Origin of the sequence: Pseudomonas fluorescens (assembly GCF_001902145.1) — a bacterium.
In the GTDB taxonomy this organism is placed as follows: Bacteria; Pseudomonadota; Gammaproteobacteria; order Pseudomonadales; family Pseudomonadaceae; genus Aquipseudomonas; species Aquipseudomonas fluorescens_BV.
Map to the genome: position 1 here is coordinate 625,668 of NZ_MRST01000025.1, position 26,653 is coordinate 652,320.

Here is a 26,653-nt window from a genome sequence, read left to right on the forward strand (position 1 = left end):
ACACTGTGGAAATCTTCAAAGAGTTTACCTTCGAATCCGCCCACCGCCTGCCCCACGTACCGGAAGGCCACAAATGCGGGCGCCTGCATGGGCATTCGTTCAAGGTGGCCATCCACCTGAGCGGCGATCTGGATCCCCATACCGGCTGGATTCGCGACTTCTCGGAGATCAAGGCGATTTTCAAGCCGCTCTATGAACGCCTCGACCACAACTACCTCAATGACATTCCCGGCCTGGAAAACCCCACCAGCGAAGTACTGGCCAAGTGGATCTGGAATGAACTGAAACCCTTGCTGCCGGAACTCAGTGCGATCCGTATCCACGAGACCTGCACCAGTGGGTGCATTTATCGCGGCGAGTAAGTGAACCTCTGTTGAAAAAAACACCTGCAGGTGTTTTTTTTCGAAGCACCGCCGGGCTGATCCATTAGGGAAACCCGCACAGACGCCGATTGACTGAGCCAGCTTGGTTCACCCCTGCACTGCTTTTGCGCTGGATTGGGCAAGGGCGACTTTATAAAGGCTTGCTTGCGTCAGCGGTTACCTGCCTGCACCTGCGTTGGCACGCAGGATGCACACGACCTGGGTCACCACTCAGGGAGCAGCCCCCATGACGCAACAAGACTCCGGCAACGACTACCCTCTCAGCGAAGTCCCCTTGCACGCGCGCAAGGGGCTGGCCTCTACGGCCATGGTGTTGCTGGGGTTCACCTTTTTTACCGCGACCATGTTCGCCGGCGGCAAGCTGGGGGTAGCGTTCAGCTTCATCGACATGCTCGGCGTCGTGGCCCTGGGTAACCTGTTGTTGGGTATCTACGCCGCAGGCTTGGGTTACATCGCGTTCAAGAGCGGCTTGAACTCGGTGTTGATGGGGCGTTTCTGCTTTGGCGAAGTGGGCAGCAAGCTCAGTGACTTGATCTTAGGTTTTACCCAGATAGGCTGGTATGCCTGGGGCACGGCCACGGCAGCCGTGGTCTTGGGCAAATATTTCCAATTGAGCCAGGGCAGTGTGCTGGGGCTGATGGTGGTGTTTGGCTTATTGTTCTGCGCCACCGCCTACGTGGGGTATCGCGGCTTGGAAATCCTGTCCTACATCGCAGTGCCGGCCATGGGCATCCTGTTGATGCTGTCGATGTGGGTCGCCACCGTGAAGGTCGGCGGGCTGGAAGGGCTGCTGGCGGTGGTGCCCAGCGCTGAGCTGGACTTGTCCACCGCCATCACGCTAGTGTTCGGGACCTTTGTCAGCGGTGCGACCCAGGCCACCAACTGGACGCGGTTTTCGCGCTCGGCCAAGGTTGCGGTGCTGGCCAGCCTGATCGGCTTTTTTGTCGGCAACGGCTTGATGGTGCTGATCGGGGCCTATGGCGCCATCGTCTATCAGCAACCGGATGTGGTGGAAGTCTTGCTGCTGCAAGGTTTCGCCACGGCGGCGATGGCGATGTTGCTGCTCAATATCTGGAGCACCCAGGACAACACCATCTACAATTTCGCCGTCGCCGGTTGCAACCTGCTGCGCACCCAGCGTCGCAAGAGCGTGACCCTGGCCGGCGCGGTGATCGGCACCCTGCTCGCCTTGTTCGGCATGTACGACCTGTTGGTGCCGTACCTGATCCTGCTGGGCACGGTCATCCCGCCGATAGGAGGCGTAATCATGGCGGACTTCTTCTATCGCTATCGCGGCCAATATCCCCGCTTGGCAGAGGCTCGCTTACCGGCATTCAATTGGCCAGGTCTGATCGCGTATGGGGTGGGCACCGTGGTCGCGTTCAACTCGCCGTGGGTCGCACCGTTGGTGGGAATTTTTGCCGCATCGCTGACCTATGTGCTGCTCAGCGCCATACTACGCGCCATGACCGCAGGGACATCGGTATCGCCCTGAGGATCAGTGCGGCTGTCTGCCTGATTGTTTTTAGCCAAGAGGAACTTGCCCATGCACATCATCAATGCCCGCCTGCGCAACCGTGAAGGCCTGCATGATCTGCACCTGGAAAATGGCCGGATCGCCAGCATCACTGCGCAAACCGGAGCGCCCACGCTGATAGCCGGTGACTTGGACGCGGCCGGCAACCTGGTAATACCGCCCTTTGTCGAGCCCCACATCCACCTCGACGCCACCCTCACCGCCGGCGAGCCGCGCTGGAACATGAGCGGTACGCTGTTTGAAGGCATCGAGTGCTGGGGCGAACGCAAGGCCACCATTACTCTGGAAGACACCAAGGCCCGGGCCAAAAAAACCATTCAGGCCCTCGCCGCCCATGGCATCCAGCATGTGCGCACCCATGTGGACGTCACCGACCCGGACCTCACCGCACTCAAGGCCCTGCTGGAGCTACGTGAAGAGAGCACCCACCTGATTGACCTGCAAATCGTCGCCTTCCCCCAGGAAGGCATCGAGTCATTTCGCAATGGTCGCGAGTTGATGGAAGAAGCCATTCGCCTGGGTGCCGATGTGATCGGTGGCATCCCCCACTTCGAATACACCCGCGACCAAGGCGTGAGTTCGGTGAAGTTCCTCATGGACCTGGCCGAACGCACGGGCTGCCTGGTGGACGTGCACTGTGACGAAACCGACGACCCCCACTCACGCTTTCTCGAAGTCCTCGCGGAAGAAGCCCGCAGCCGCGACATGGGTGCCCGCGTGACCGCCAGCCATACCACCGCCATGGGTTCCTACGACAATGCTTACTGCGCCAAGCTGTTTCGCCTGCTAGGACATTCCGGCATCAGCTTTGTCTCGTGCCCCACCGAAAGCATCCACCTGCAGGGCCGCTTCGACAACTTCCCGAAACGCCGCGGTGTCACCCGTGTGAACGAACTGCTTGAGGCCGGCATGAACGTGTGTTTCGGCCAGGATTCCATCGTCGATCCCTGGTACCCGCTGGGTAACGGCAACATTCTGCGAGTACTGGAGGCCGGTCTGCACATCTGTCACATGCTCGGTTACCGCAATTTGCAAAACGCCCTGGACCTGGTCACCGACAACAGTGCCAAGGCCATGGCCCTGGGCGATCGTTATGGGTTGCAAGCAGGTCGCCCGGCCAACCTGCTGATCCTGTCGGCCGACAGCGACTACGAAGTCATACGTAGCCAGGGCCTGCCGTTGTACTCGATTCGCAACGGCAAGGTACTGATGAAACGGCAACCGGCACAGATAGAGTTTATGTAACCGCGTGGGTTAGACGACTGAGTCGATGTCCAGCGTTTGCACCCGTGCCTGTTCATCGGGGGAAGGCGGCGGGACGCTGGTGAATTGGGCCGGCTCACGATTCTCGCGATGGCTGAACCAACGCTTGAGGCTCGCTTGCAGATGTGCAGAAGGGGCATGGCTGCCGTAGACATCGCGGGCTTGCAGGCGACGCCAGCGCAGGCTTGCCAAGCGCTCGCGGCTGGTGTGCAAACGGTCGATCTCTGCGTTCAAGGCATCGGTGGGCTCATGGCTACGATCATTGGCAGGACGCCGTAGAGCAAGTTCACGCCGCTTGGCCCGCAGTTGCTCGCGCATGTCTTCAAAGGCCCGGTCGAGCAGCTCGAACTCCCTCTGGGTCACCAGCGGGCCCTCACTCTCCAGGGTTTGTTGCCAACGTCGCAATGTCGCCCACGCCGCGGGGATGTAGCTGGTGGTCATGAAGTGCTGGTCGGCTTGGAACAGCTGCCTCAGCAAATTATCGCGGTCGGGCATGTCGCCCTGCAGTTGCAATGCGCGGTTGCAACCCGCCTCTTGGAGGGATTCACAGCCAGGCTTCCATAACACCGAGGAATGGCTGCCATCCGGGAGCGTGATCGGCATGAAGTGATATTGTTCACCATGATGTCGATAGGGGTTGCCGCCCACGCGCACCAGCCCTGCGGCGAACAACAGGCCACCGGGCACGGGGTTGCTAAATAGCGTGATGGCCCCGGGAATCCAGAGCTTGGCGGTGGTATTCATCCAGGGCGCCGGGACGCTGGGGACAGGGTCGTTGTGGTTGACGATGCGGTGGTGGACCAGGGAAGAGGCACCGGCGGTAAATTCAGAGTCGGCGGCGCGGGGGGCGCCGTAGGTATAGAGGAGCGGGTCGTAATCTCGATCTGGTGTGCGGCATAGGGCCTCGGCCAATAAGAGTGCTATAGCCCCCCCAAGACTATGGCCACAAATGATAATCCGTTGGCTGCTGTGATATCGAAAAAGGTAATTCGATACAAAGTTATGCATGGCCTGAAATGCCTGATAAAAACCTTGGTGAGCTTTTCCAACGCCCTCGGTGAATGGGACTTGATGGGCATTTGCATCGCGCAAAACATCGTCACCACTAGCGGTGCCGCGTACAGCAATAAGCACCACCTCATCGTGATGACAAATGAATGCTTGGGTATCTGTTCCAAATTCTACATCGTTAAAAAAGTGTATCCGCTCCGGATGCTCGAGATCATGCATGGTGGCATTCTGCTCATACAACTCTGGATCAAAAGGCAAAATCTCGAAACGACGGGAATAAGCTACGTCTTCATACAATGGATAAAATCGTTGCACTTGCTCTGAGTCAAACCTCCAGGCCTCCCGATAACACGACAAACGCTCGGCAAACAAATTCCCGACACTTGGATGCCAAGGAAAACTGACTTTATCTTTCGGTTCTGCTGGAGGATCCTGGCCAAACTCGCAATAGCTTAATGTTGCCATTAACGCCAGTTGGTACAGGTTCAATGCGCAAAATTGATCCTGTGTAGAAAGTATTGGCCGTAATGCTCGTAGAGGTCGCACCTGTAACATCGTAAATTTTTTCGGAAAGAGCGCTAGTCCCTTGAAGGATGACTCTGGAGGTCCAAAACCGAGGTCTGCCATCATCTTGAGTGTATGCCGCATTGGGCGGTGAGCCTTTGACGACAGGGGTGGCAAGTGAGCGCTATGCCGAACCAGGTCACTCACTTCAACCTGATAAAAATGATCTGCATTTGGCCGTTCGGGATTCCTTTCGACGGCCTGATCGTAGTTATCAAGAAAATGAGTTTGCTCAGCACGCACTTGCAACTCGGTTATAGGCAATGCATAGAATGACCGCGTCATGAGCGATTGATAGAGGATTTCCCGGCCTGAATAACGCTCCTCCATCATCAGAATTACGGGGCCGCAGAAAAAACCCTCCACTCGGGCAAAACCCTCTCCGTTCAACCGACCGTTGTATCGCTGGCCAGTAATGTCTTGCAGAGTGTAAGACAGTCCCCCATAACTCTTTCCATTTCCCGTTTCATCGACTAAACAGAAGGTCAACCAATCTCCACTTAATGAGCAAGCAGGCATCCTGTCGTTGAAAAACTGTTGCTTCCATGCAGCTTGTCCCATGAACTTTCTCCTAATTAATCACAAGTCGGATAAATATTGCATAAACGCCCATCTGGCATTTTGAAAGCCTTGAAGTCCGAGACATTTCCGCGACAAAACGCAAATATGTCTTCCTGACTTTCTCCCCTACAACGCTTCCAACCACCGTTAACCTTAACCCAGTTATCCCGCACTGCTGGTTGTTCTTCTTCCGTTAATGCCAGCACCACTCTCAACGTATTCCCGGGCAATCCGGTACGGGACACATAGCCGCCAGCACGAGCTTTCGTAAGTTGTCCGCTGGTACTCAGCGAATTGCATTTAAGTCCCTTAATAAGGGCATGCTGAGGACCAACAGTACGAAACAACCACTGACATTGCCCAAGGAGCTCTTGGATATAAGTTTCGGTCATCAAAGTCATTCCGGACTCCCAACGATCCCGAATATAAACAGCGGCGTAATCCCGCCCGACATCCGACCAACGTGTCCCCCACTTTGCATTAATCGCAAACACAACTTCACGTAACACCAGCGAACAACCTTGCACCTGCTCTGTCAGCGGCACCTCGAAACTCACTCTATTCGCTACGGGTTTGCTGGCAGCCGTAAATATTTTGAGATCCGGTCGCTTGCCACGTTTTAGGAGCAATTTGCACGTATCGCCCGTTGCAGGGGTGTAGGACGCATCGCCCACAAGGCCAAATTGCGCCGGCAAATCCACCTCCAATGTAAAACTCTCCACCGCCTTCCCCGTACATCCCGAAAGCACCGTAGCCATTAGCAACACCCCTCCCATCCATCTATTCACCACTCCCTCCCTCCCTACGCCACTGCTCTACCACTCGTTCAAAATGCTCCCCTGGCGCCTCGCCGGCCCTCGGCTGCCAATGGATAACACTGCTTCGGGTCGCCTCTGCCAAACGACGCACCACCAGAAATTCGAGCTTCTCCGGCTCCCGCCATTGCCAGGTGCGCGCCTGCGCCAGTACTTGAGCCAGCCAAATTCTCGGGTCTTGGTATTCGACCAATGCCACCAGGTCTTCACTGTGCTCCGCCAACAGGTAACGCAGGATATTGGCGTTCAGGATGGCTTCGGCCTGGGGGTTGGGTGTATCGAGCCAAGGCGGGAGCCGAGGCGCTGGGTAATCGCCCGGTGCAGGGTTTTCGTGATGGCACCAATGGCCTTCGTGCCAATAGCACACACTGATCAGCGGCCCGAGGTAGACCGGCCAATGCTCTTTGGCCAGATGGGCCAAGGCGCGGGCCAAGGTGCGGTTGTCGTGAATGCGGTAAAGCGCCTGCTGGCCCTCTGGCCCTATCAGGAGCCTTTCGCGCCAATGGCGCGCCACATCCGCCAAGTCGGTAGTCGACAGGCTGGCGAGCCACCCCCAGTTTGACTCCGGGTGTTGCAACAGGTCAGCCAGGGCGGGTTCATTGATCTGCTCGAGCAAGAGGATGATCGGGCCAGAACTCGCCAGCTCCGCAGCGGCGGTATCGCTATAGAGGTTGCAATAGTGCGACGGGGCACAACCTGCCAATAGAAGCTGGCGAGCCTCGTGGCTACCCTCCACTATCAGGCACAATCGGTGCCCGTTCTGCTGCTGTTGGGCCATCCAACGACGGGGCAAGCTGTCCATCAAGCCGCCCTCTGCGTGATATCGCACAGGCCTTCGCGGCAGCGCTCGCACAGGGGGCAAAAGTCCGCGTCCAGTTGCCTGGCCAAGTCCATGACGACGCTTTGCGCTGCCGATAACTGCGCGCCAGCGAGCAAAGCCGGGCTCACCGAACTGTTTGCGACCGACGAACCGGCCTGGGTGAGGGGCCTGCTGCTTGAGATACTGCCCGCTTGCATCACCAAGTGTTCCCCGCCAGCCATCAAGCTCAGTTGCGCACCGGCCTCAATGACCAGGCTGGCACCGGCCTTGAGGTGAACCTGCTGCCCAGCTTCGATCACCAGACTCTGGCCAACGCGAGTCAGGCTATCGCCCTCTACCTCCAGGCGACTGTCATGACCCACCCGTTGCTCCAGGTCACGCTGGGCGCGCAGGTAGATGAGCTCTTCGCCGCGTCGATCTTCAAGGTGCAGCTCGTTAGCCCCTCCGTCATCCGGTGAACTGCGGCTACGCAGCACACTGCGTGTCTTGTGCTGTGGCAAAGGATAGGCCGGCAAGTTTGATGCATTGGGCAGGCAACCCGTGACGAGGGGGTGGTCCGGGTCGCCCTCCAGAAAGCTCACCAGCACTTCCATGCCTACCCGTGGAATCACCATGGCACCAAACCCGTCCCCCGCCCAACCGGACGCCACGCGCAGCCAGCAACTGCTCGTCTCCTCGCGTTTGTCCACGCGATCCCAATGAAAGCGCACCCTTACCCGACCATAGGTATCGCAATGCACGTCTTCGCCCGCAGGCCCGGTTACCGTCGCGGTCTGGCTGCCACTGATCGTCGGCCTGGGATGCTTGAGGGCAGGTCGATGCACTGCGCGCCAGGGTGTCGCAGTGAATCGGTTGCGATAACCCTGGAATCCACTGGCTTCAACTATCGACTCTTCCAACACCTGCGGCTGGTAACCCTCATGACGCACCGAAGTCAGCAGCCATAAATCGTTGCAGAGGGGGTCCGGGTGATCACGCAGCTCAAGGAAGTGACCACTGCACAATGCCGGCTGATCGCTCTTGCCCAACACCCTGTGGCGATCACGCTGGTGACGCTCCAGGCCGCGTCGCGCCAACTGCGCGCCGCGCGCATGCCCCGTAAAACCGGCAGGGTAGTCATAGTCTTCCAAAGCTTGCGCCTGCCCGGCACCGGCATGCTTTTGCAGGCAAAATGAAGGATGCTCGAAGTCATAGTCACGACGTACGGTGCGTCGGCTGCGCGTCTCCAATCGCAGGTCGAAGCGCTGTACAACACGGCTCTGGAGCGCCGGATCAGGCGACGAACAATAACGCTGCACCGGCAACCGTCGAAATACTGTCTGGTCATCACCGAACACCAGCAGATGATTGTCCACGCTGTGACGAAAGTGATAGTGGATGCCCTCCTCCTCACACAGCCGCTGGATAAAATGCAGGTCGGACTCCCTGTATTGCACGCAAAATGCGCGTGGCGGATACACCACCGGCCCGAGTTCAAAGGCATAGGCGTCAGCGAAGATGCCGTGGTGTTCGAGGACCGTCGCAATGATCTGCGGTACGCTGCGCTGCTGGAAAATCCGCTGGTCGCAACGATGGGCAAGGGATGCCAGGCGTGGAGCCAGCGTGATGTGATAACGGGTGAGTCGCGCACCAGGCTCGTCCCGACCGATGGCGTAGACGTGCCCATGCAGGCCCTGGCCTGCTTCCCCGAAGTCCAGATAGGCGGGTTTATGAAGCAATGCCTCCAGGTCAAGAGAAGGATCTTCGCTGACTAGCTGCACCTGTATGAAGTAAGGCTGATCGAGGGCTTCGCTGCCTTTGAACGCTACTACCTGAAGATCTGTATTTATTTCTGAAAGGATAAATTTGAAACATGACGAAAGAAAATTGTTAACCATCCTTTGTTACCCGCTATCAACTTTTCGATTGAACGACTCTCTTTCGCCAATGCCAGCCGGATTGCGAAAAAAGCACCTGAACATGCTCAAGCTTAGCGATTTCAGGCGATTTTCGGCCCACCTTGAATAAAAAAGAAGTTTCGTACAACGAGGATGGAAGTGTCTTCTTACAAAATGTTAATACTTCCCATAACAAACAGAAAAAGCGGACTGCTGCTTGTCTCTTTACAACTAAGCTTTAAGGAAACTGCTGACACTAATTCAAGGCATCTGCTGTTCCAAGGTTTAAATATTCAGTCGCGCCGTCCCGAAAAGACTAACGCTCAGCACATTTCCAGACTCGGTCTGCAATCGCACTGGCGCCGTGCCACCCGGCATCACCACCGCCACGTTGTCGCCCTCAATCCAACCCGCGCGCCATGCCGCGCATGCTACTGCGCTGGCGCTGGTCCCCGAGGACGCGGTAGGCCCCTCTCCTCGCTCAAATACGCGCGCGATGACTCGATTGCCAGCGTCTCGAGCAACCCATTGCAGGTTGACCCCGCCAACACAGAGTTGACCGCACCCTGCCGGCGGTGCAAAAGCGATGGCCTTCAACTGATTGAAAAGTGCCAACTGGTGCATCGTGTCATTGCCCGGCAATGCCGACACCTGTTCAACCAGCGTTACACAATGAGGGTTGCCTATCCGGACAAATTGGCTGCTTCCCCATTGCGCATTGATCGACGCCAATGCCGCCACGTGGCTGAATTCATGATGTGCCGCGACCACAGGGCTCACACCGACCGCCCCCACCGCCAAGGGTCCAAACTCGGGCCTGCCTAACGCCAGCCAGAAGCCTGGTACCTGTTCATGCTTCGCCGGCTCGACATAGGTGATCACGGGCGATACCGCATCCGGCTTGTCGTGATGCACCCGCAACTCGCTACCGTGGGCCATTAACCCCTGGTCAGTTAGCGCCTGAGCAAAAATGGTCAGGCCATTACCACTGCGTTCAGCGAGAGAGCTGTCGGTATTAATGATCAGCAGATCAAACGGTGGCCGTGCCTGAAATGGCCCGACTAACAAACCATCACAGCGATACGCTTTGGCACCGGCCGGTGGTGGTAATGCGCCCCAGCCACATTCGGACGCAATGGCAGATGCGGCCCACATCTTGCGCGTACTTGCAGCCAAGCGGGCGTTGTCGGGCACCTCGATACCCAGGCCGCGCAAACAGGCCGGGCTGACCACTCCGTAGATATTCCCGCGTGCATCGTAGAACCGAGTCATGACCACGCCAGCCTGAGATTTTTCATCGGTTCGTCCGTTCACTTACCTGCTATCGGGACAGCAGCGTATTACAGAACGGTCGATCTGTGGGAGGTGGGCGAAAAGGCAGTAACCCACTGCAAGAACCTGGGGTTCAGCCACTCCCGCAGGGAGTACATACCTTCCAGACCACCTCCTACAGGTTCGACCATTCCTACGTGGTTACCCGACGCCAAAGCGTTCCATTTTCGTAAAAAAAAATGTTCGCAATCTGCGCTTTTAATCCTGATCACAAAAGGAACCCAGCTCGCTCGAGAGGGCCTGATGTGCAAGGATGTCGCGCCGGACATCGTTCGTTGAACGCCAAACCAAGGATTTTTCATGACTGCCATTCCCACCCCTGCCCCCGTGGTTCCCGGGCGGCTGGAACAGATGTCCACCCGCATCGCTTTTTTTATCGCAGGTTTTGGTATCGCCGCCTGGGCGCCTTTGGTGCCTTACGCCAAGGCGCGCGCGAATCTGAATGAAGGCACCCTTGGCCTGCTGTTGTTGTGCCTGGGGGTGGGGTCGATCATTGCGATGCCGGCTGCGGGCGTGCTGGCATCTCGCTTCGGCTGCCGACGCGTGCTCACCGCAGGGACGCTGATGATCTGCCTGGCCCTGCCGATGCTGGCCACTGTCAGTTCGATCCCGCTGTTGATCGCGGGTTTATTCCTGTTCGGCGCTGGCCTGGGCACCGTGGACTCCACCGTCAACCTGCAAGCGGTGATCGTTGAGCGCGCCAGTGGCAAAACCATGATGTCGGGCTTCCACGGGTTGTTCAGCCTGGGGGGCATTATCGGCGCAGCGGGGGTTGCGGGGTTGCTGGGCCTGGGGCTGTCGCCATTGCAGGCGACCCTGGTGGTGGTCGTTATCACCGTGGCGGCACTGCTCAAGGCCGCACCGCACTTGTTGCCTTATGGCAGTGAAAGCTCAGGGCCGGCATTTGCAGTGCCCCATGGCGTGGTGTTGTTTATCGGTTGCCTGTGTTTCATCGTCTTTCTGGCTGAAGGCGCCGTACTGGATTGGAGTGCTGTGTTCCTGAGTGCCGAGCGCGGCCTGGATGAGGCTTATGCGGGCCTGGGGTACGCGGCATTTGCCTTGACCATGACCGCTGGACGCCTGACCGGCGATGCCATTGTTCGCCGCCTGGGCGCTACGCGAGTGATCGTGATCGGTGGCACGCTAGCCTGTAGTGGGTTGCTGCTCACGACGCTATTGCCCGCCTGGGAAACTGCGCTGCTTGGATATGCATTGGTGGGTGCAGGCTGTTCGAATATCGTGCCAGTGCTGTACACCGCCGTGGGGAAACAAACCGTCATGCCAGAGCATATCGCGGTGCCGGCCATCACCACGTTGGGTTACGCAGGCATCCTCGCCGGCCCCGCCATGATTGGCTTTATCGCCCATGGCAGCAGCTTGAGTACTGCCTTCATCCTGATCGCGGTATTGCTGGCGGCAGTAGCCATCAGTGGAAAAATTCTCAAGGTATAAGTCCAAGCTTCAACGCGCTTTGCGAGCATCGTCCTGCTCCCGCCAACGTTCGAGGCTTTTGTTGCTGAGCCACCCGTCCTTGTGAGGCGGGCCAAACAGTCGTGTGCCGTTGGCTCGCTCTAATGACGACAGCAAACCCGGACGGTCAAGAATATTCTTCGCTGTGTAGACACTCAGTTCGCTGTATTTGGACCTGGGCATGCCCGTAGACGTATCCAGCACAGGCGCGCCTTGTTGATCGACCTCATACGGGTCTCGCATCACCGACCGAAGCTTGGCTATTTCAACGTACTGATGCGTTTCGAAGAGATAGTTTCGATCCAGGGTCTCGTCTCGCAAGTGTGCAAACTGGCTTTGCAGCGCCTCCACCACCTGTGCATTGCTTTGGGCATGAAACGGATCCTGGCTGAAAACACTTGGAGAGCTGTTGCCCTGCAAGGTCTGGGCAGCCGCACTGAGGCTGTCGCGTGTGATATCGCCATCACGGCTGAAGATAGCGTCGCTTAACCGAGGGCGCTTGAGAATTTCTCTGACGACCTGGATCGCGTTGTCCAACGCCTCGTTTTCACCCGTAGGCTGAGCAGCGATCCGCTGCAAGGACGTCCAAGTCAAGCGCCCGCCATTCAGGAATGGGTGCACCACGCCGAAGGACTTTTCCAAGGCCTTTGCCAACTGGCTATCCTTTGTAGTCGCACTCGGCAGGGAACCACTTGCCCGTTCAATAGGGGAGTTCTGCAAGTCTCGATAGCGCAGAGCGGATAAGGTCCCACGCAAAAGAAAGGGTTTGGGCGAGCCTCCAGCCGAGGCCGTGGATGGGGTTTCATGCCAGGTTTCAGAGTGGCCGACCGGTGGTGGCGTGGTTGATTGTGCGGCCAGCCTGTCGGGGGGAAGCGGCCGGCCGCAAGGTACTGCACCCTTAATTGTCATGGGTTTTCTCCAACTCTTTTCAGATGCATATCCGCTGGGTGGTCTGTGCCGTGATGGGCAAAATCAACGAATAGACTCTACTCAGGCAGGTACCTCATGTGTGGTTGGATGGGCTCGACAGTTCCGAGTAAACGGCTAATACCAATGACAATATGTAAAACCGTGATCAACCACGCTCATCCAGCCTTCGCCTGCGCCACCAGCCTGCCAGGCTGTTGATCAAGCCGGTGTCTTTCAATGAATCGCCACCGCTCCCCGGCTCCTGCAACTCCGCCAGCAGGCCCCGGGAAAAATCATCCGAAACGGGCGCCTGGAATTTGCGCTCGCCGGCATAAGCCTTCATGCGCCGCGCCTCGGCCTCATATTCGGTCGACGCAAAGGGAAGACTTCGCGACGCTGCGCACTCCTCAGACATTCCCAGACTTGCTTGCTGGGTGTTGCGCAAAAGCTCGAGAGGGCCAGGTTTGGGGGAATTAAACGAGGTTGAAGTCATATGTTTCCCTCATTCTAAAGCTGAAAAACGGCGTGCCAAATCACTACCGCAGGTATCACCTATGTGGCAATCGGGCATAATTCGTTCCTTGAAACATATAAAACTGGCGCCACCTCAAACAGGTGGCGCCGCAAGCGCGGTCAGCGGGACAACGAGTACAGCCCTCTACGGCTGATCTTCCCATCGCCGTCTTTACTGAAGTGGTTATCCATTTCTTCGAGCACATCACTGCGCTTGAGTATTTCCTGGGATAACTGAATCAGATGGTCCTTGGCTGCATCGCCAGTGAGCGGCATGCGCGCCCACTCTTTCAGCTCGCTGATTTTCAGGCTTGAGCCCCCGCTCCTTTTCTTCAACTCGTCGAAATGATTAAGCAGCTCACCGGCCAGTTCCTTGTCAGTCTTGTACTTGAAGTAGTTGTCTCCTTTGATCACCATATTCAGTTTTTGCCGGTCGATAAGACCATCCAGAGCGCCGGTGGAACTGTGCCGATCCATCGCTTCCATCAGTTCGGGACGTCGTAGCAGCTCATTGGCCAGGCGGATGTTCTCGTTCATGACGGGGTTAGGCGACCCCCCTCTTTTCGCCATCGCAAGAATGCTGTCAACGCTGACGTAGCCAGGTTTCTTCGGGTCTCTGAAGGCATTGAAGCTGTCGAGCAGTTGCTGGGCCAACTCTTCGCGACTCTTCAACGCGTACTGCGGATCCGGCCTGCAGGGCGCAGGCGGACACGGTCGACATGTGGTGGGGTCCGGTCGTGGTGGTGGATTGCTCTCAATCGGATTCGGCCTGGGGGGCGGGTTGCTGCAACCTGGGTTCGGCCTTGGCGGCCGATGTTCACAGCCAGGATGCGTGGGCGGCCGATGTCCGCTGAAACAATGACCGACCCAGTGCTTTAATTGGCTCAGCAAATTCGGCGTCCCCTGCGGGCTGGCGTGATGCCCAGGCGCGTCAGCCGCGGTGGTTGGGGCCTGAGGGCTACCAAATACCGGCCCGCCCTTGTTCTCCCTGGATTGGAAATTAACATGGGCAGCATTCTGGCCATTGAAAGAACGCGCAGCCGCAGCCTCGTTAGTGAGTTTGATGTCAACCTTGACCGGTGGAAGGTCAGACGTTGCTGAAGCAGAGACGGGTGTATCCAACATCGATACCGACATAAGTTTCTCCATGACAGTGGGCGATTTTCAGCTTGTCGCTCCAACGTAGTGTCGAAGCCCATCAGCTTTCCCATGTGTGGTTTTACGTCGGAATCAGTTCCTGATTCAGCAACAATATGTGCGATCGAGGTGTAGGAAACAGCTTGGACAGCGGTGATCTTCTCGCGCTGAATGGGCGACACACCTGGCCCAGGCCAAAAAATCGCGACCTTTGAAATCGCGACTTTTCTTCAACGGCTAAAGCTCAAAACCCCACGCTTGCCTGTACGAAAAACGTGCGAGGCTCACCCAGGTACAACCCGGCATTGTTGTCGCTAGAGCGTGTGTAATGCTGCTGGTCGAAGACATTCTTCACGCCCACGCCCAGTTTCAGGTTCGACAGTTGCGCGCCAAAGTCGTAACCGCTGCGCAGGTTGACCGAGACATACCCGGGGATATCACCGTATTGGCCATCAGCAGTGCCTTGGGTGATATAGGTGGTGCCGGTGCCGGGCGCGCGCTGGCCGGACTGGGCATAGACGTCCAGGTTGTGGGTCCAGTGGTTGACGTCGTAGCGCAGGCCCAGGGTCGCCACTTGGCGGGAATACAGTGGCAGGTCGCGGCCTTTGAACGGCACATCGCCTTCGGAGGTGGCCTTGGTGTAGGTGAAGCCCGCGTTGGCGGTCAGGCCGTCGAGGCGCGGGTCGAGGTTGGACAGGTCGTAATGAGCCGATGCTTCGATACCGCTGTGCTTGGTGGCCCCAAGGTTGGTCCAGCCCACGTCATTGCTGACATACTGCAGCTCATCCGAGAAGTCGATGTAGAACAGCGTCACTTCGCCGCCCCAGACGCTGTCGTTGTAGCGCGTACCGATCTCGTAGGTCTTGGCCTTTTCCGGGTTCAGGCCGTTGGCCGTCTGGTCGCCGGTACCGCCCTGGCCCAGTTGAAAATACTGCAGGCTGCCGAAGGAAGTTTCGTAGTTGGCGAACAGTTTCCAGGCGTCAGACACGTGGTACATCACGCTCAGCGCCGGCAGCGGTTCGTTGTTGTGGACCTCACGGCGTTTTTCCTCGGTACGCTTGCCATTCAGGGCCACGACCGGGCGATCATGCCATTCGGTGCGGATGTCTTCGAAGCGAATGCCGGGGGTGATGGTCCATTTGCCGATATCGATTTTGTTATCGATATAGAAGGCGTTGGCTTCGGTGCCCCCCGTGCGGTCCTGATACACGTGACCATCGCTCTGCCCGCCCGGCGTGGGTACGTTGTTGACCAGGTTCAGGCTGGTGGCCTCCTCGTGCATGCCTTCCTTGAGGTAGCGATAACCCACACTGACTTCCTGGGTACTGGGCCCAAGGTCAAACACATGGGAAACGCGCGGTTCGATGCCGAAGGTGTAGTAGGTGCGCGGGTAGGAGCTGAGGGTCTTGAGGTCGCGGTTGGCGATGTTGCTGCCACGGAAACTGTCGGAGTAGTAAGTCAGCACTTCGGCCTGGGTGCGGTCGTCGATCTGGCGGATGTACTTGAAGGACACATCCTTGCGGCGCCCGCTGAAGTTGTCCCAGTCACGCACCGATTGGTACGGGTTGGCATCGAACTGCTGCTGGGTCAGGCCCCCGGGCATATCGGCACTGGCATCGTAATAATGGAAGTTCAGCGAGAAATCGTCTTGATCGGTCGGCGCCCAGTGAGTCTTGAAGATCACGTCATCGATGTCGTTGCCGTTGTTGCTGTTGCGGTAACCATTGCCGTTGACTCCGGAGTACAGCAGCGCGGCGCCAATACCATTGTCGGCAGTGCCACCGATGAAGGCATTCTCCACATGCTTCCAGCCACCGTGGGCAGACGTTTGCAGGGTGGTGCCGACTTCACCGGAGAAGTCTTGCGGGATCGCGCGAGTCACGAAGTTGATCACGCCGCCGACGTTCTGTGGCCCGTAACGTACCGAACCGGCACCGCGGACAACGTCGATACTTTCCAGGTTACCGGCAGAAATCGGCGCCATCGACAGCTGTGGCTGGCCGTAGGGAGCGAACGCAGCCGGTACGCCGTCAATCAGCACGGTGGAGCGCGGTGACAGGCGTGAGGTCAGGCCGCGTACACCGACGTTGAGGGAAATATCACTGCCACCGGTGCCGTTGGATTCCTGCACTTGCACGCCAGGCACGCGGCGCAGGACGTCACCGACGTTCATCGCGCCCTGCTCTACCATGGCTTCGCGGCGAATGACCGTGCGTGCGCCGGGATGGTTCTGCACCACTTCGGCATCGGCGTCGGCAAGCCAGTCGCCTACCACCTTGATGTCGGTAACACCCAGCACCAGCGGCGAGCCGGCTTCACCGGTGCCGTTGCTCATCGGGCGCAAGGTCACGGAGCCGGCGTCAATCTGGTACTCCAGGCCACTGCCTTGCAGCAATTGGCGCAGGGCTTGTTCGGGCGAGAGGTTGCCATCGACCGCGGGGGCTTGCTTGCCGGCCACCATATCGGGGCTGAAGAACACCTGCAGCGAGGTCTGCTGGCCCAGTTGGCTCAAGGCTGCGCCCAGGGATTGGGCACGAATGTGGATGCCCTCGGCAGCCTGTGCGGTACTGATGGCAACGGCCAGGGCCAAGGGCGCCCAGCGGGAAATTTTATTCTTGTGGGGAGCAAGTTTTTTCACGTCGAACCTAGTCCTGTGATCGCAAGCATGCGCGGCCGTTAATGCAAACCAGTTGCAGTTGCAGGAGAAGACGAAGAACTCGAAAAAAACCTGAATGTCAGCGCGAAATAATTTCCTGGCTGCCGTCCGGCAAGGTGCGCAAGGCGACCGGCAGGATGTGGGGCAACGCCTTGAGCAAGGCGTCGGTGTCGCTGGATTTGAAGACGCTGGTCAAGCGCAGGTTGCCCACCGCTGCCGTACTGACACGCAACGGTTGCTCGCGGTAGCGCGACACTTCCCGCGCCACGTCGACCAGGGTGGCGTTGTTGAACACCAGTTTACCGCTGCGCCATGCGGTGAGCTCTTCAGGGTTCACCGCGTAGGCCGCTGCCACTTGGCCTTGAGGGTCGACATGGGTGCCATGGCCGGCGGTGAGCGTGACGATGTGATCGGATGCCCGGCCCTGCACCTTGACCGTGCCGGCTTCGACCGCCACGCGGGTCTGGTCCGCCTCCCGACGTACATCAAAGCGCGTGCCGGTGACGGTCACCTGCCCTGCCCCGGCTGCGACCACAAACGGGCGCCCGGCGTCATGCTGCACGCTGAACATCGCCTCGCCCTGCTTGAGCTCCACGCCCCGACGGCCCTTTTCGTAGTGAACCGCGACCACGCTGCGGCTGTTGAGGTCCATCACGGAACCGTCGGGCAAGGTCACCTGACGATGCTCGCCCAACCGCGTACTGAATTCGGCATTGTAGGGCTTTGGCTGCCCCAGCCCGCTGTACGCACCCAGGCCCACTGCAGCGGCGACCACACTGGCGGCCACGGCATAACGCAGCAGCGCACGCCGTCCAAGGCGCTCGGTCGGCGCATCGCCCATCGCCTGCAAGCGGGCCTTGGGCAGCAAATCCGTCGCACTCCATAACCCTTGCAGCACATCGATTTCGTACTGATGCGCGGGCTGCGACCTGCGCCAGGCATCGAAACGTTGACGTTCCTGGGCGCTCAATGGGCCGTCTTGCAGGCGCACAAACCACTGCGCGGCCTCATCACGGACACGGTGATCCATCGTGGAAGGTCCTGTTTCAAAGCCGGTCATGGCGCGCTCGCATCCAGTCGATCACGCAGATGCCGCAGGGTGCGGATCATATACTTTTCCACCATGTTTTTAGACAGCCCCAGGCGTGTGGCGATTTCCTGCTGGGTGAGCCCTTCGATCTTTTGCCAGATGAAAATCCTGCGACAGTTGAGCGGCAACTCGGCCAGCGCCCGCTCGATGGCGTCGGCCAACTGGATCGCGTGCATGTAATGCTCCGGGTCGCCACTGTGAGGCGTGCTGTGATCAACCGCCTGCAGCGTCAACGCCTCGCGACGGTCTTCGCGGCGGTAGGCATCCACCGCAATATTGCGCGCGGTTTGATGCAGGTAGGCGCGTGGCTGCGCAACCTCGCAGGCAGCGGACTCAAGCACCCGCACGAAGGTGTCGTGCGCCAGGTCTTCGGCTTGCTGACGGTTTCTCAGGCGGCGCGTCCAGGTTCCGATCAACTCTTCGTAGTGCTCGAAAAAGCCTGTTCTGCGGGGCGGCTGAGGGATCATCGCGGGAGCACTGGGGAGGCGGGGCGTGAATAGTAATGCTTCCTATTAAGCAGGGCAATTGCTGCTCATCGCCGGATGCCGCACCCAGCCTCATTATTTTTTGTTTACCCGAGTGCCATGCCCATCCCCATAGTCGGGGCGTAGACGCCAAGCGGTGAACTTCCACTGCCCGCCACCAGTCAGCAAAAAGGACTCTCATAAAACGGTGGGTGGGCGATGCAGATTTCCTTGCAGCAACAAGTGGCCCTGGTCACCGGTGCCAGTTCCGGCATCGGCGCGGGGGCGGCCAAAGCCCTGGCCGCAGCAGGCGCGGCGGTGGTGCTCAACTACAACTCCCAGGCGGCACCGGCTGAGGCCCTCGCCGCGCAGATCAATGCTAACGGCGGCCGGGCACTTGCGATTGGTGGCGATGTGTCCAAGGAGGCCGACGTCGAACGCCTCTTCACCCAAACCCTCGACGCTTTCGGCCATCTGGATATCCTGGTGGCCAACTCCGGCCTGCAAAAAGATGCCAACCTGGTCGATATGACCCTTGAGGATTGGAATACGGTGATTGGCGTCAACCTCACCGGGCAGTTCCTGTGCGCGCGGGCGGCGGTGCGCATCTTCAATCGCCAGGGTATTCGCGAAGGTGTGTCACGGGCCGCCGGCAAAATCATCCATATGAGTTCGGTGCATCAACTCATCCCCTGGGCCGGGCATGTGAATTACGCCGCGTCCAAGGGCGGCGTGGAGATGCTGATGCGCACCCTCGCCCAGGAAGTCAGCGAGCAGCGCATCCGTATCAACGGTATCGCACCGGGGGCCATTCGTACGGCGATCAACCGTGCGGCCACCGAAGGCGCGGCAGAACAAGAGCTGCTTAAATTGATTCCCTATGGTCGTGTCGGTGACGTCGAAGACGTGGCCAATGCGGTGGTGTGGCTGGCCAGCGATGCCTCTGATTATGTGGTTGGCAGCACCTTGTTCATCGATGGCGGTATGAGCCTCTACCCGGAGTTCCGTGGCAATGGTTGATTTCAAGAACGAACCTCAAAGCGCCATCGATGCCCACGGGATCATCGGCGACATGCGCAGCGCGGCACTGGTGAACGACCGCGGCAGCATCGACTTCTTCTGCTGGCCGGAATTCGACAGCCCTTCGGTGTTTTGCGCATTGCTCGACACGCCCGAGGCCGGCACGTTTCAGCTTACCCCGGACCTGCCCAACGCCCGCCGCGAGCAGATCTACCTGCCCGACACCAACGTGCTGCAGACTCGCTGGCTGAGCGATGAAGCGGTGGTGGAGATCACCGACCTGCTGACCGTCAGCGAAAACATCGATGAACTGCCCTTGCTGATCAGGCGGGTACGGGTGGTCAGTGGCAAGGCGACTATCCACTTGAGCTGCGCCGTGCGCCACGACTATGCCCGCGCGCCCACCGAGGCGAAGACCGAGGCAGCCAGCGTGGTGTTCACCGCCAGCGGCCAGCCCGGCCTGCGCCTGATTGGCAGCCAGCCGCTGACCCTCCAAGACAGCACCGCCATCGCCACCTTTACCCTCGCCCAGGATGAAGGCGCCGAATTTGTCCTCGGCGGCCAGGAAGATGCACGGGTCACCAATGACTGTACCGACCTTTACCTGGAACGCACCCTGAAGTTCTGGCGCGGTTGGATCGGCCAGTCCAACTACCGCGGGCGCTGGCGCGAAATGGTCAACCGCTCGGCCCTGGCGCTGAAACTCCTGACCTCGCGCAAACACGGCGCCATCATCGCCGCGGCCACGTTCGGGCTGCCGGAGACGCCGGGCGGCGAACGCAACTGGGACTACCGCTATACCTGGATCCGCGATGCCTCGTTCACCGTCTATGCGTTCATGCGCCTGGGTTTTGTCGATGAGGCCAACGCCTATATGCGCTGGCTCAGGGGCCGGGTCAGCGACTGTTGCGGCCAGCCGACCAAGATCAACATCCTGTACGGCATCGACGGTCGCCAGGAACTGCCGGAAACCACCCTCGACCACTTGAGCGGCCACGGCGGCGCCCAACCGGTGCGGGTGGGCAATGAGGCGTTCGATCAAATCCAGCTGGATATCTACGGTGAACTGATGGACGCGGTTTACCTGGTCAACAAGTACGGCGAAGCCATCTCCCACCAAGGCTGGAAACACACGATGGAAGTGGTCGACCAGGTGTGTGAGATCTGGAACCACAAAGACGTGGGCATCTGGGAAATGCGCGGTGAGCAGCACCACTTCCTGCACTCACGCCTGATGTGCTGGGTGGCCCTTGACCGCGCCATCCGCCTGGCCTCCAAGCGTTCGCTGCCGGCCCCGTTCGCACGCTGGGACCAGACGCGCCAGGCGATCTATGCCGACATCTGGACGAACTTCTGGAACGAAGAACGCGGGCATTTTGTGCAGCATATCGGCAGCACTGCCCTCGACGGTTCGATGCTGTTGATGCCGCTGGTGCGCTTCGTCGCCGCCACGGATCCGCGCTGGCTGTCGACACTGGAAGCGATCCAGAAAAGCCTGGTGCGCGACGGCATGGTCTACCGCTACCGCAATGACGACAGCCAGATCGATGGGCTGCAAGGCGTCGAAGGCGCGTTTGCCGCCTGCTCGTTCTGGTACGTCGAATGCCTGGCGCGCGCCGGGCAAGTGGAAAAGGCCCATCTGGAATTCGAACAGTTGCTGCGTTACGCCAACCCGCTGGGGTTGTACGCCGAAGAGTTCGACAGCCAGGCCCGGCACCTGGGCAACACGCCCCAGGCCTTGAGCCATTTGGCGTTGATCAGTGCGGCTACGTTCCTGGACCGCAAACTCAGCGGGGAGAAGACCGTATGGCAACCGTGACCACCCCGCCCGCACTGCTGTATGTGCGCACCACCCTGCTTGATGTGGCTTACGAAACCCACGGCCCCATCGATGGCGAACCGGTGATCCTGTTACATGGCTTCCCCTACGACCCACGAGGCTACGACGACATCGCGCCGGTGCTGGCTGAGCGTGGTTATCGGGTACTGGTCCCGTATTTACGCGGTTATGGCCCGACGCGATTTATCAACACGCAAGTGATGCGCTCCGGCCAACAGGCGGCGCTGGCCAAGGACTTGCTCGACTTCATGGATGCATTGTCGATCCCGCAAGCCACCCTCGCCGGCTTTGACTGGGGTGGGCGCGCCGCCTGTATTGTCGCGGCGCTTTGGCCGCAGCGGGTACGCGGACTGGTGACCGGCGATGGCTACAACATCCAGGCCATCAGCCAGTCGCTCAAGCCCAGGCCACCTGAGACAGAGCACCGGCTCTGGTATCAGTACTACTTTCACACCCAGCGCGGGGTCGACGGCTTGACGGCCAACCGACGTGGACTCTGCCAATTGCTCTGGACGCTGTGGTCACCGTCCTGGGCCGAAGGGCCAAGCCGCTACGCCTTGACCGCGCCGTCGTTTGATAACCCGGATTTTGTCGAGGTGGTGATTCACTCCTATCGCCATCGTTTCATGTACGCGCCGGGTGATCCCGCGCTGGAATACATCGAGCAGGCGCTGGTGCCGCAACCGCCGATATCAGTACCGAGTATTTCGTTGTGCGGGGCCGACGATGGCGTGGGCCCGCCGTCGCTGGAGGATGATGACGTGGACCACTTCAGCGGTTTTTATCGCCGCCAGGTGTTGCCCGGTGTGGGTCATAACGTTTTCCAGGAAGCGCCCCAGGTCACGCTTCAAGCTTTGCTGGAACTACTGGAGCGGTGAAAAACGCTCCCGATAAGCCTGGGGCGTCACCGACAAAGCCCTTAGAAAGCTGCGGCGCAAAGTTTCTTCACAGCCAAAACCGCATTGCATGGCGATACGTTTGATGGAGGTTGTGCTGTCTGCCAGTTGCCGGCGTGCGTTTTCGACGCGAATCAGTTCCACGGCCCGCGCCGGGGTTTGGCCAGTCTCGGTGCGGTAGTGGCGCACAAAGCTTCGCTCGCTCATGCCAGCCTGGGCCGCCAGTGTGGCGATGCACAGATCCAGCGTCAGGTTATCGGCGATCCAGGCATGCAGCTCGGCAAAACGGCTGTCGCTCTTTTGCAGGGATAACGTCACGCTGAATTGCGACTGACCGCCAGGGCGCTTGAGGAACACAACCAAGTGGCGCGCCACCTCCAGGGCAATCGCACGCCCCAGGTCATCCTCTACCAGGGCCAGGCACAGGTCGATCCCGGCGGTCACGCCGGCAGACGTCCACACCGCGCCTTGCTGGATGAAAATCGGATTGGCCTCCACCGTGAGCGTGGGGAACTTGCGCGCCAGTTCTTCACAGCGCGTCCAGTGCGTGGCCACGCGGCAACCATCGAGCAAGCCACTGGCGGCCAGCAGAAAAGCCCCGGTGCACACCGAAGCCATGCGCCGGGTGTAATGGGATTTATCGCGCACCCATTGCACCAGCGCCGTGTCCTCGGCAGCGCCGTACACGCCCCAGCCACCGGCGATCACCAGGGTGTCGCAGGGCTGGTCAATGGCCGGCAGCGGCTCGGCCAGCAGCGCCAGGCCGGCTGACGTCATCACCGGTTCAGCCTGAGCGGCGATGACGTTGACCGCGTAGGGCAACGGTAAACCACGCTGGCGCGCCAAATCGTTAGCCGATGCGAACACCTGTAGAGGCCCGGTGACATCGAGTACCTGGGCATTCTCAAACGCGAGTACATGAATAACTTTAGGCATGATTGGCGAGATTAGTGGGCTTAATGGCGTATTCGCCAAAGCCTAGGCTTCTACAGTAAGGACGTCCATTCCTTTCGGAGCTTGAATCATGACCTTGCAGATCGGCTTTCTGTTGTTCCCCGGCATCCAGCAACTGGACCTTACCGGCCCCTATGATGTCCTCGGTTCGCTGCCAGACGTGAAGCTGCACCTTGTGTGGAAAGACCTCGCGCCGATCACCTCCAGCACTGGCCTGGTGTTCACGCCGACCATCACGTATGCCGACTGCCCGAACCTGGATGTGCTTTGCGTACCCGGCGGCGCCGGTGTGGGCCCATTGATGGAAGACTCGCAAACCCTGGATTTCCTCAAGGCCCAGGCACAGACAGCACGCTACATGACCTCGGTGTGCACCGGCTCACTGGTATTGGGCGCGGCAGGGTTGCTACGCGGTCGCAAGGCCACCACCCACTGGGCCTACCACGACCTGCTCGCCCCGCTCGGTGCCATCCCCGTACAGGAACGTGTGGTGCGTGACGGCAACCTGTTGACCGGCGGCGGGATCACCGCCGGTATCGACTTTGCCCTGACCCTGGCAGCAGAGTTGTACAGCGAAGCGGCGGCGCAACTGGTGCAGTTGCAGATCGAATACGCGCCGGCCCCACCGTTTGACTCAGGCCGCCCGGAGACCGCGCCCAGGCATGTGCGGGAGGAAGCCAACAAGCGCACGGTGGAGTCACGCAGAGTGCGTGGAGAGATTGTTGCGCGGGCGGCTGCGCGGTTGGGGTGAATGTTCATCCGTGGCGAGGGAGCTTGCTCCCGTTGAGGCGCGAAGCGGCCTGTCCGGTTGTAGCCGACAGTAACCACGATGCGAAGCGAGTCGCTCTTGATCTTGATCTGCTTTTGATCTCAGGCGCCCCGTTAAACCACGCTGGCCGGAATTCGACAGGGATTTGGGGGGTAAACCGGCAGGGATGCCGGTTTAGCCGCCCCGCGCCATGGATGGCGCGTGGCGGCGGCCCCCCAAATCACTGGCGAATTACGGGCACACCGAGCCTGGGCGAGGTGCCGAGTGGTGGGGCAAGAGCCCTTTGGTTACTTTGGGGCTTTTTTCCAAAGTGACCCGCCGTCAGGGCGGAACCCTAAGTGGCCGTTACCGCAGGAATGGATATGTACTCGTTATAACAGCGTCGACTGTCAGGCCGTCTTCGCAGGCAAGCCAGCTCCCACATTTAGACCGTGGGGTGTCAGGTAGATGAGCATCGGCTGTCGTCACGGGAGCAAGCTCCCTCGCCACAAAGAAACTTGCTTGGCTTCCGGCGTGGCTTCAGGCAGGACGCGACATCACCGCCAAGCGCACGGCCAACGCCATCAGCACCGCCGCCAAGCCCCACTTCTGCAGCCAGGCGCTTTTTGTGCGTTTGGCGAAGAAGCGGCTGAGCGCCCCGCCAAACAGGCCCAGCAGCACATGAAACACGCTCGCGATCAACGTCAACACACCGCCCAGCACCATCAATTGCAAGGCGATAGGCCCCGCCTCGGGCCGCACAAACTGTGGCAGGAACACCATGAAAAACAACAACGCCTTGGGGTTGAGCAAACTGTTGAGCATGGCCTGCACAAACACCCGCCCCAAAGCCTCGCGGCGCACGGGAGCAGTGTCCAGGCCGGAGCGCTTCTGCAAGGTTTTAAAGACCAGCCACAGCAGGTAGATCACACCCGCATAGCGGATCAGGTCGAATGCTGGCGGCCAGCTGGCGACCAACGCCGTCACCCCCATGGCGGTCAACGCTGTCAGCAACAGGTCGGCCACGCCAATGCCCAGGGCCGAAGCAACGCCGCCGCGCCAGCCATGGGTGACACCCTGACTGATGACAAACGCCATGTTCGGCCCCGGTGACAGCAACAACAGCAACACAGCGCCGGAAAAAACGCCGAGTGTGACAAGACTGATCATGGTTGAACCGTCCGCTGGAAAAAATCCAGATTAATCGGCGCTTGCAGCCCCTACAAAAAATTGTGCTGGATACATTGCTCACGCAGCGAACCCAGTGATTGCTCAATGCCACAACCAACGTCTAGAATGCGAAACATTATCAATTAAGCCTGCTGCGCCAGGATGACCATGTCGAGCGATCACCCACTGGACCCAACTGCCATCGGCCAGCTTTACCAGGCCCACCATTCCTGGCTGCGGGGCTGGTTGAGCCGGCGCACGGGCTGCCATGAGCGCGCAGCTGACCTCGCGCAGGACACCTTCGTGCGCCTGCTCAACGCGCGTCAGCAACAGACTTTGCAGCAGCCGCGCGCGTATCTGAGCAGCATCGCGCGCAGCTTGATGATCGACCAATACCGGCGCCGCGAACTGGAACGCGCCTACCTGGAAAGCCTGACGCACTTCCCGCAAGTAGAGGTGCCGAGCGAAGAAACAAAGCGGCTGATCCTCGACAGCCTGGAACGCATTGACCGTTTGCTCGACCAGCTCAAGCCGAGGGTGCGCGAGGCGTTCCTGTTGGCCCAATTGGACGGCCTGACCTGCCCGCAGATCGCCTTGCGCCTGGGCGTGTCCAAGGCAACGGTGGAACGCGACCTGTCCAAGGCGCTGCACGCCTGTTACCGGTTGCGCTATGCCGAATTCTGACCCGCGCCTGGTCGACCAGGCCATCGAGTGGATGATCAAGCTGCGCTATAACACCGCTGACGACGCCGCCACCGCGGCCTTTGACCAGTGGCTGCACACCAGCGAGGCGCATCAACAGGCGTGGCAACGGGTCGCCACCATGAATGACGATTTCAACCACTTGCCAGCGCATGTCAGTCGCCATGCACTCGACGGCGCACGCCAGCGCATCAGCCGTCGTGAAAGCCTGAAAATGCTCGGGCTGTTCGCCGGCGCCGCAGGTTTAGCCTGGCTGGGCCGCGACTACACGCCCCTGCCCGCCTTGATGGCGGACTACCGCACCTCCACTGGCGAGCGGCGCTGGGTAGCATTGGAGGATGGCAGCAAGGTCCAGCTCAACAGCGCCAGTGCCGTCGACATTACCTCCAGCGCCGAACAACGGCTGGTGAACCTGCGCCAGGGTGAAATATTGATCAATACCGGCGCCGACCAACGCCCGCTGTGGGTGCATACCCGCGACGGTTACCTGCGCGCCCTCGGCACACGCTTGCTGGTGCGCGAAGAACCCCAGGGCACCCTGCTGGCCGTACAACAGGGTGCGGTGGCGGTGTTTGCCGATCGCCATGACGGCGCCGCACGCCAGGTGATCAAGCCTGGGGAACAGGTGATGTTCAACCGCAGCGACATTCGCCCGTCCCCCAACAACGGCCTGGACCCCTGGGCCTGGAGTGACGGCGTGATCAGCGCCCACAACATGCGCCTGGACGACTTCCTGGCCGAACTGGGCCGCTATCGCAATGGGTTGCTGCGTTGCAGCGAAGCCGTGGCAGGGTTGCGGGTTTCGGGCACTTACCAACTGGATGACACCGACCAGGTGCTCAAGTTGGTCACTCAATCGCTGGCGATCGATGTGACCTACCGCAGCCGCTACTGGGTAACCGTCTCCGCTCGGGTGTGACG

General features: G+C 59.6%; 23 protein-coding genes. 10 read left to right on the forward strand and 13 right to left on the reverse strand.

The features are described from left to right. Positions 1 to 5: 5 nt before the first annotated feature. From queD to codA, 3 genes are all read left to right on the forward strand, one after another. Complete coding sequence (queD, locus tag BUE92_RS19245; RefSeq protein ID WP_003190259.1) at positions 6 to 362, forward strand: 6-carboxytetrahydropterin synthase QueD; 357 nt, start codon at positions 6 to 8, stop codon at positions 360 to 362. Between the two features lie 247 nt (positions 363 to 609). After that, positions 610 to 1,878: a cytosine permease gene (codB, locus tag BUE92_RS19250; protein ID WP_073525736.1), complete on the forward strand. Its 1,269-nt coding sequence runs from the start codon at positions 610 to 612 to the stop codon at positions 1,876 to 1,878. 51 nt (positions 1,879 to 1,929) lie between these two features. Further along, the gene (gene codA, locus BUE92_RS19255; RefSeq protein WP_073525737.1) at positions 1,930 to 3,165 is read left to right on the forward strand and encodes a cytosine deaminase; all 1,236 of its coding nucleotides are present in this window, start codon (positions 1,930 to 1,932) and stop codon (positions 3,163 to 3,165) included. A 9-nt stretch (positions 3,166 to 3,174) separates the two neighbouring features. On the opposite strand, the gene BUE92_RS19260 is transcribed toward codA, so the two are convergent. From BUE92_RS19260 to BUE92_RS19280, 5 genes are all read right to left on the reverse strand, one after another. After that, positions 3,175 to 5,319 carry a lipase family protein gene (locus tag BUE92_RS19260; protein ID WP_073525738.1) on the reverse strand — a complete coding sequence of 715 codons (2,145 nt, stop codon included), beginning with the start codon at positions 5,317 to 5,319 and terminating at the stop codon, positions 3,175 to 3,177. A gap of 14 nt (positions 5,320 to 5,333) precedes the next feature. Beyond that, entirely contained in the window at positions 5,334 to 6,077 is a 744-nt protein-coding gene (locus BUE92_RS19265) for a hypothetical protein (protein ID WP_256673986.1), read from the reverse strand. A gap of 22 nt (positions 6,078 to 6,099) precedes the next feature. After that, positions 6,100 to 6,936: a DUF4123 domain-containing protein gene (locus BUE92_RS19270; RefSeq protein ID WP_073525739.1), complete on the reverse strand. Its 837-nt coding sequence runs from the start codon at positions 6,934 to 6,936 to the stop codon at positions 6,100 to 6,102. Then, positions 6,936 to 8,831: a type VI secretion system tip protein TssI/VgrG gene (tssI, locus tag BUE92_RS19275; protein WP_073525740.1), complete on the reverse strand. Its 1,896-nt coding sequence runs from the start codon at positions 8,829 to 8,831 to the stop codon at positions 6,936 to 6,938. The genes BUE92_RS19270 and tssI overlap by 1 nt, the downstream gene beginning before the upstream one ends. 285 nt (positions 8,832 to 9,116) lie before the next feature. Further along, positions 9,117 to 10,103: a diaminopimelate epimerase gene (locus tag BUE92_RS19280; protein ID WP_073525741.1), complete on the reverse strand. Its 987-nt coding sequence runs from the start codon at positions 10,101 to 10,103 to the stop codon at positions 9,117 to 9,119. A 360-nt stretch (positions 10,104 to 10,463) separates the two neighbouring features. On the opposite strand from BUE92_RS19280, the gene BUE92_RS19285 reads away from it, so the two are divergent. Continuing rightward, positions 10,464 to 11,615: an MFS transporter gene (locus tag BUE92_RS19285; RefSeq protein ID WP_073525742.1), complete on the forward strand. Its 1,152-nt coding sequence runs from the start codon at positions 10,464 to 10,466 to the stop codon at positions 11,613 to 11,615. 9 nt (positions 11,616 to 11,624) lie between these two features. Here BUE92_RS19285 and BUE92_RS28530 read toward each other — a convergent pair whose 3' ends face one another. The 6 genes from BUE92_RS28530 to BUE92_RS19315 form a co-directional block, all read right to left on the reverse strand. Next, on the reverse strand, positions 11,625 to 12,287 hold the full coding sequence (locus BUE92_RS28530) for a type III secretion effector protein (protein WP_256673987.1): 663 nt from the start codon (positions 12,285 to 12,287) through the stop codon (positions 11,625 to 11,627). A 421-nt stretch (positions 12,288 to 12,708) separates the two neighbouring features. Further along, on the reverse strand, positions 12,709 to 12,885 hold the full coding sequence (locus BUE92_RS28995) for a type III secretion effector protein (protein ID WP_081372202.1): 177 nt from the start codon (positions 12,883 to 12,885) through the stop codon (positions 12,709 to 12,711). 290 nt (positions 12,886 to 13,175) lie between these two features. Then, positions 13,176 to 13,709, reverse strand: a complete 534-nt coding sequence (locus tag BUE92_RS29000) for a hypothetical protein (protein ID WP_256673988.1) — start codon at positions 13,707 to 13,709, stop codon at positions 13,176 to 13,178. 727 nt (positions 13,710 to 14,436) lie between these two features. Continuing rightward, positions 14,437 to 16,830, reverse strand: coding sequence for a TonB-dependent siderophore receptor (locus BUE92_RS19305; protein ID WP_073525744.1), 2,394 nt, complete (start codon positions 16,828 to 16,830; stop codon positions 14,437 to 14,439). A 97-nt stretch (positions 16,831 to 16,927) separates the two neighbouring features. Then, on the reverse strand, positions 16,928 to 17,878 hold the full coding sequence (locus tag BUE92_RS19310; RefSeq protein WP_073525745.1) for a FecR family protein: 951 nt from the start codon (positions 17,876 to 17,878) through the stop codon (positions 16,928 to 16,930). A 26-nt stretch (positions 17,879 to 17,904) separates the two neighbouring features. Further along, a complete protein-coding gene (locus BUE92_RS19315) occupies positions 17,905 to 18,405 on the reverse strand; it encodes a sigma-70 family RNA polymerase sigma factor (RefSeq protein ID WP_073525746.1) in 501 nt (166 codons plus the stop codon). A gap of 216 nt (positions 18,406 to 18,621) precedes the next feature. Between BUE92_RS19315 and BUE92_RS19320 the strand changes: the two genes are divergently transcribed. From BUE92_RS19320 to BUE92_RS19330, 3 genes are read left to right on the forward strand one after another with little or no spacing between them, the layout of a single operon-like run. Continuing rightward, positions 18,622 to 19,422, forward strand: coding sequence for a glucose 1-dehydrogenase (locus tag BUE92_RS19320; protein ID WP_073525747.1), 801 nt, complete (start codon positions 18,622 to 18,624; stop codon positions 19,420 to 19,422). Next, positions 19,415 to 21,241 (forward strand): glycoside hydrolase family 15 protein, encoded by a 1,827-nt coding sequence (locus BUE92_RS19325; RefSeq protein ID WP_073525749.1) that lies wholly within the window; start codon positions 19,415 to 19,417, stop codon positions 21,239 to 21,241. The genes BUE92_RS19320 and BUE92_RS19325 overlap by 8 nt, the downstream gene beginning before the upstream one ends. Continuing rightward, the gene (locus BUE92_RS19330; RefSeq protein ID WP_073525750.1) at positions 21,229 to 22,140 is read left to right on the forward strand and encodes an alpha/beta fold hydrolase; all 912 of its coding nucleotides are present in this window, start codon (positions 21,229 to 21,231) and stop codon (positions 22,138 to 22,140) included. The genes BUE92_RS19325 and BUE92_RS19330 overlap by 13 nt, the downstream gene beginning before the upstream one ends. On the opposite strand, the gene BUE92_RS19335 is transcribed toward BUE92_RS19330, so the two are convergent. Further along, the gene (locus BUE92_RS19335) at positions 22,126 to 23,094 is read right to left on the reverse strand and encodes a GlxA family transcriptional regulator (protein ID WP_073525751.1); all 969 of its coding nucleotides are present in this window, start codon (positions 23,092 to 23,094) and stop codon (positions 22,126 to 22,128) included. The two genes, BUE92_RS19330 and BUE92_RS19335, sit on opposite strands and share 15 nt — an antisense overlap. An 88-nt stretch (positions 23,095 to 23,182) precedes the next feature. On the opposite strand from BUE92_RS19335, the gene inhA reads away from it, so the two are divergent. Then, positions 23,183 to 23,863, forward strand: coding sequence for an isonitrile hydratase (inhA, locus tag BUE92_RS19340; protein ID WP_073525752.1), 681 nt, complete (start codon positions 23,183 to 23,185; stop codon positions 23,861 to 23,863). Positions 23,864 to 24,400: 537 nt separating this feature from the next. Here inhA and BUE92_RS19345 read toward each other — a convergent pair. Continuing rightward, positions 24,401 to 25,030, reverse strand: a complete 630-nt coding sequence (locus tag BUE92_RS19345) for a LysE family translocator (protein WP_073525753.1) — start codon at positions 25,028 to 25,030, stop codon at positions 24,401 to 24,403. A gap of 168 nt (positions 25,031 to 25,198) precedes the next feature. Between BUE92_RS19345 and BUE92_RS19350 the strand changes: the two genes are divergently transcribed. Further along, complete coding sequence (locus BUE92_RS19350; protein WP_073525754.1) at positions 25,199 to 25,714, forward strand: sigma-70 family RNA polymerase sigma factor; 516 nt, start codon at positions 25,199 to 25,201, stop codon at positions 25,712 to 25,714. Further along, the gene (locus tag BUE92_RS19355; protein WP_073525755.1) at positions 25,701 to 26,651 is read left to right on the forward strand and encodes a FecR domain-containing protein; all 951 of its coding nucleotides are present in this window, start codon (positions 25,701 to 25,703) and stop codon (positions 26,649 to 26,651) included. Before BUE92_RS19350 ends, BUE92_RS19355 begins: the two co-directional genes overlap by 14 nt. The last annotated feature ends 2 nt before the right edge of the window (positions 26,652 to 26,653 follow it).

Excerpts from the sequence above, each read along its gene's own strand:
- codB (WP_073525736.1), top strand. The coding sequence starts at position 610 with ATGACGCAACAAGACTCCGGCAACGACTACCCTCTCAGCGAAGTCCCC.
- codA (WP_073525737.1), top strand. The coding sequence starts at position 1,930 with ATGCACATCATCAATGCCCGCCTGCGCAACCGTGAAGGCCTGCATGAT.
- BUE92_RS19260 (WP_073525738.1), bottom strand. The coding sequence starts at position 5,319 with ATGGGACAAGCTGCATGGAAGCAACAGTTTTTCAACGACAGGATGCCT.
- BUE92_RS19265 (WP_256673986.1), bottom strand. The coding sequence starts at position 6,077 with ATGGCTACGGTGCTTTCGGGATGTACGGGGAAGGCGGTGGAGAGTTTT.
- BUE92_RS19270 (WP_073525739.1), bottom strand. The coding sequence starts at position 6,936 with ATGGACAGCTTGCCCCGTCGTTGGATGGCCCAACAGCAGCAGAACGGG.
- tssI (WP_073525740.1), bottom strand. The coding sequence starts at position 8,831 with ATGGTTAACAATTTTCTTTCGTCATGTTTCAAATTTATCCTTTCAGAA.
- BUE92_RS19280 (WP_073525741.1), bottom strand. The coding sequence starts at position 10,103 with ATGACTCGGTTCTACGATGCACGCGGGAATATCTACGGAGTGGTCAGC.
- BUE92_RS19285 (WP_073525742.1), top strand. The coding sequence starts at position 10,464 with ATGACTGCCATTCCCACCCCTGCCCCCGTGGTTCCCGGGCGGCTGGAA.
- BUE92_RS28995 (WP_081372202.1), bottom strand. The coding sequence starts at position 12,885 with ATGAAGGCTTATGCCGGCGAGCGCAAATTCCAGGCGCCCGTTTCGGAT.
- BUE92_RS19310 (WP_073525745.1), bottom strand. The coding sequence starts at position 17,878 with ATGGATCACCGTGTCCGTGATGAGGCCGCGCAGTGGTTTGTGCGCCTG.
- BUE92_RS19315 (WP_073525746.1), bottom strand. The coding sequence starts at position 18,405 with ATGATCCCTCAGCCGCCCCGCAGAACAGGCTTTTTCGAGCACTACGAA.
- BUE92_RS19320 (WP_073525747.1), top strand. The coding sequence starts at position 18,622 with ATGCAGATTTCCTTGCAGCAACAAGTGGCCCTGGTCACCGGTGCCAGT.
- BUE92_RS19325 (WP_073525749.1), top strand. The coding sequence starts at position 19,415 with ATGGTTGATTTCAAGAACGAACCTCAAAGCGCCATCGATGCCCACGGG.
- BUE92_RS19330 (WP_073525750.1), top strand. The coding sequence starts at position 21,229 with ATGGCAACCGTGACCACCCCGCCCGCACTGCTGTATGTGCGCACCACC.
- BUE92_RS19335 (WP_073525751.1), bottom strand. The coding sequence starts at position 23,094 with ATGCCTAAAGTTATTCATGTACTCGCGTTTGAGAATGCCCAGGTACTC.
- inhA (WP_073525752.1), top strand. The coding sequence starts at position 23,183 with ATGACCTTGCAGATCGGCTTTCTGTTGTTCCCCGGCATCCAGCAACTG.
- BUE92_RS19345 (WP_073525753.1), bottom strand. The coding sequence starts at position 25,030 with ATGATCAGTCTTGTCACACTCGGCGTTTTTTCCGGCGCTGTGTTGCTG.
- BUE92_RS19350 (WP_073525754.1), top strand. The coding sequence starts at position 25,199 with ATGTCGAGCGATCACCCACTGGACCCAACTGCCATCGGCCAGCTTTAC.
- BUE92_RS19355 (WP_073525755.1), top strand. The coding sequence starts at position 25,701 with ATGCCGAATTCTGACCCGCGCCTGGTCGACCAGGCCATCGAGTGGATG.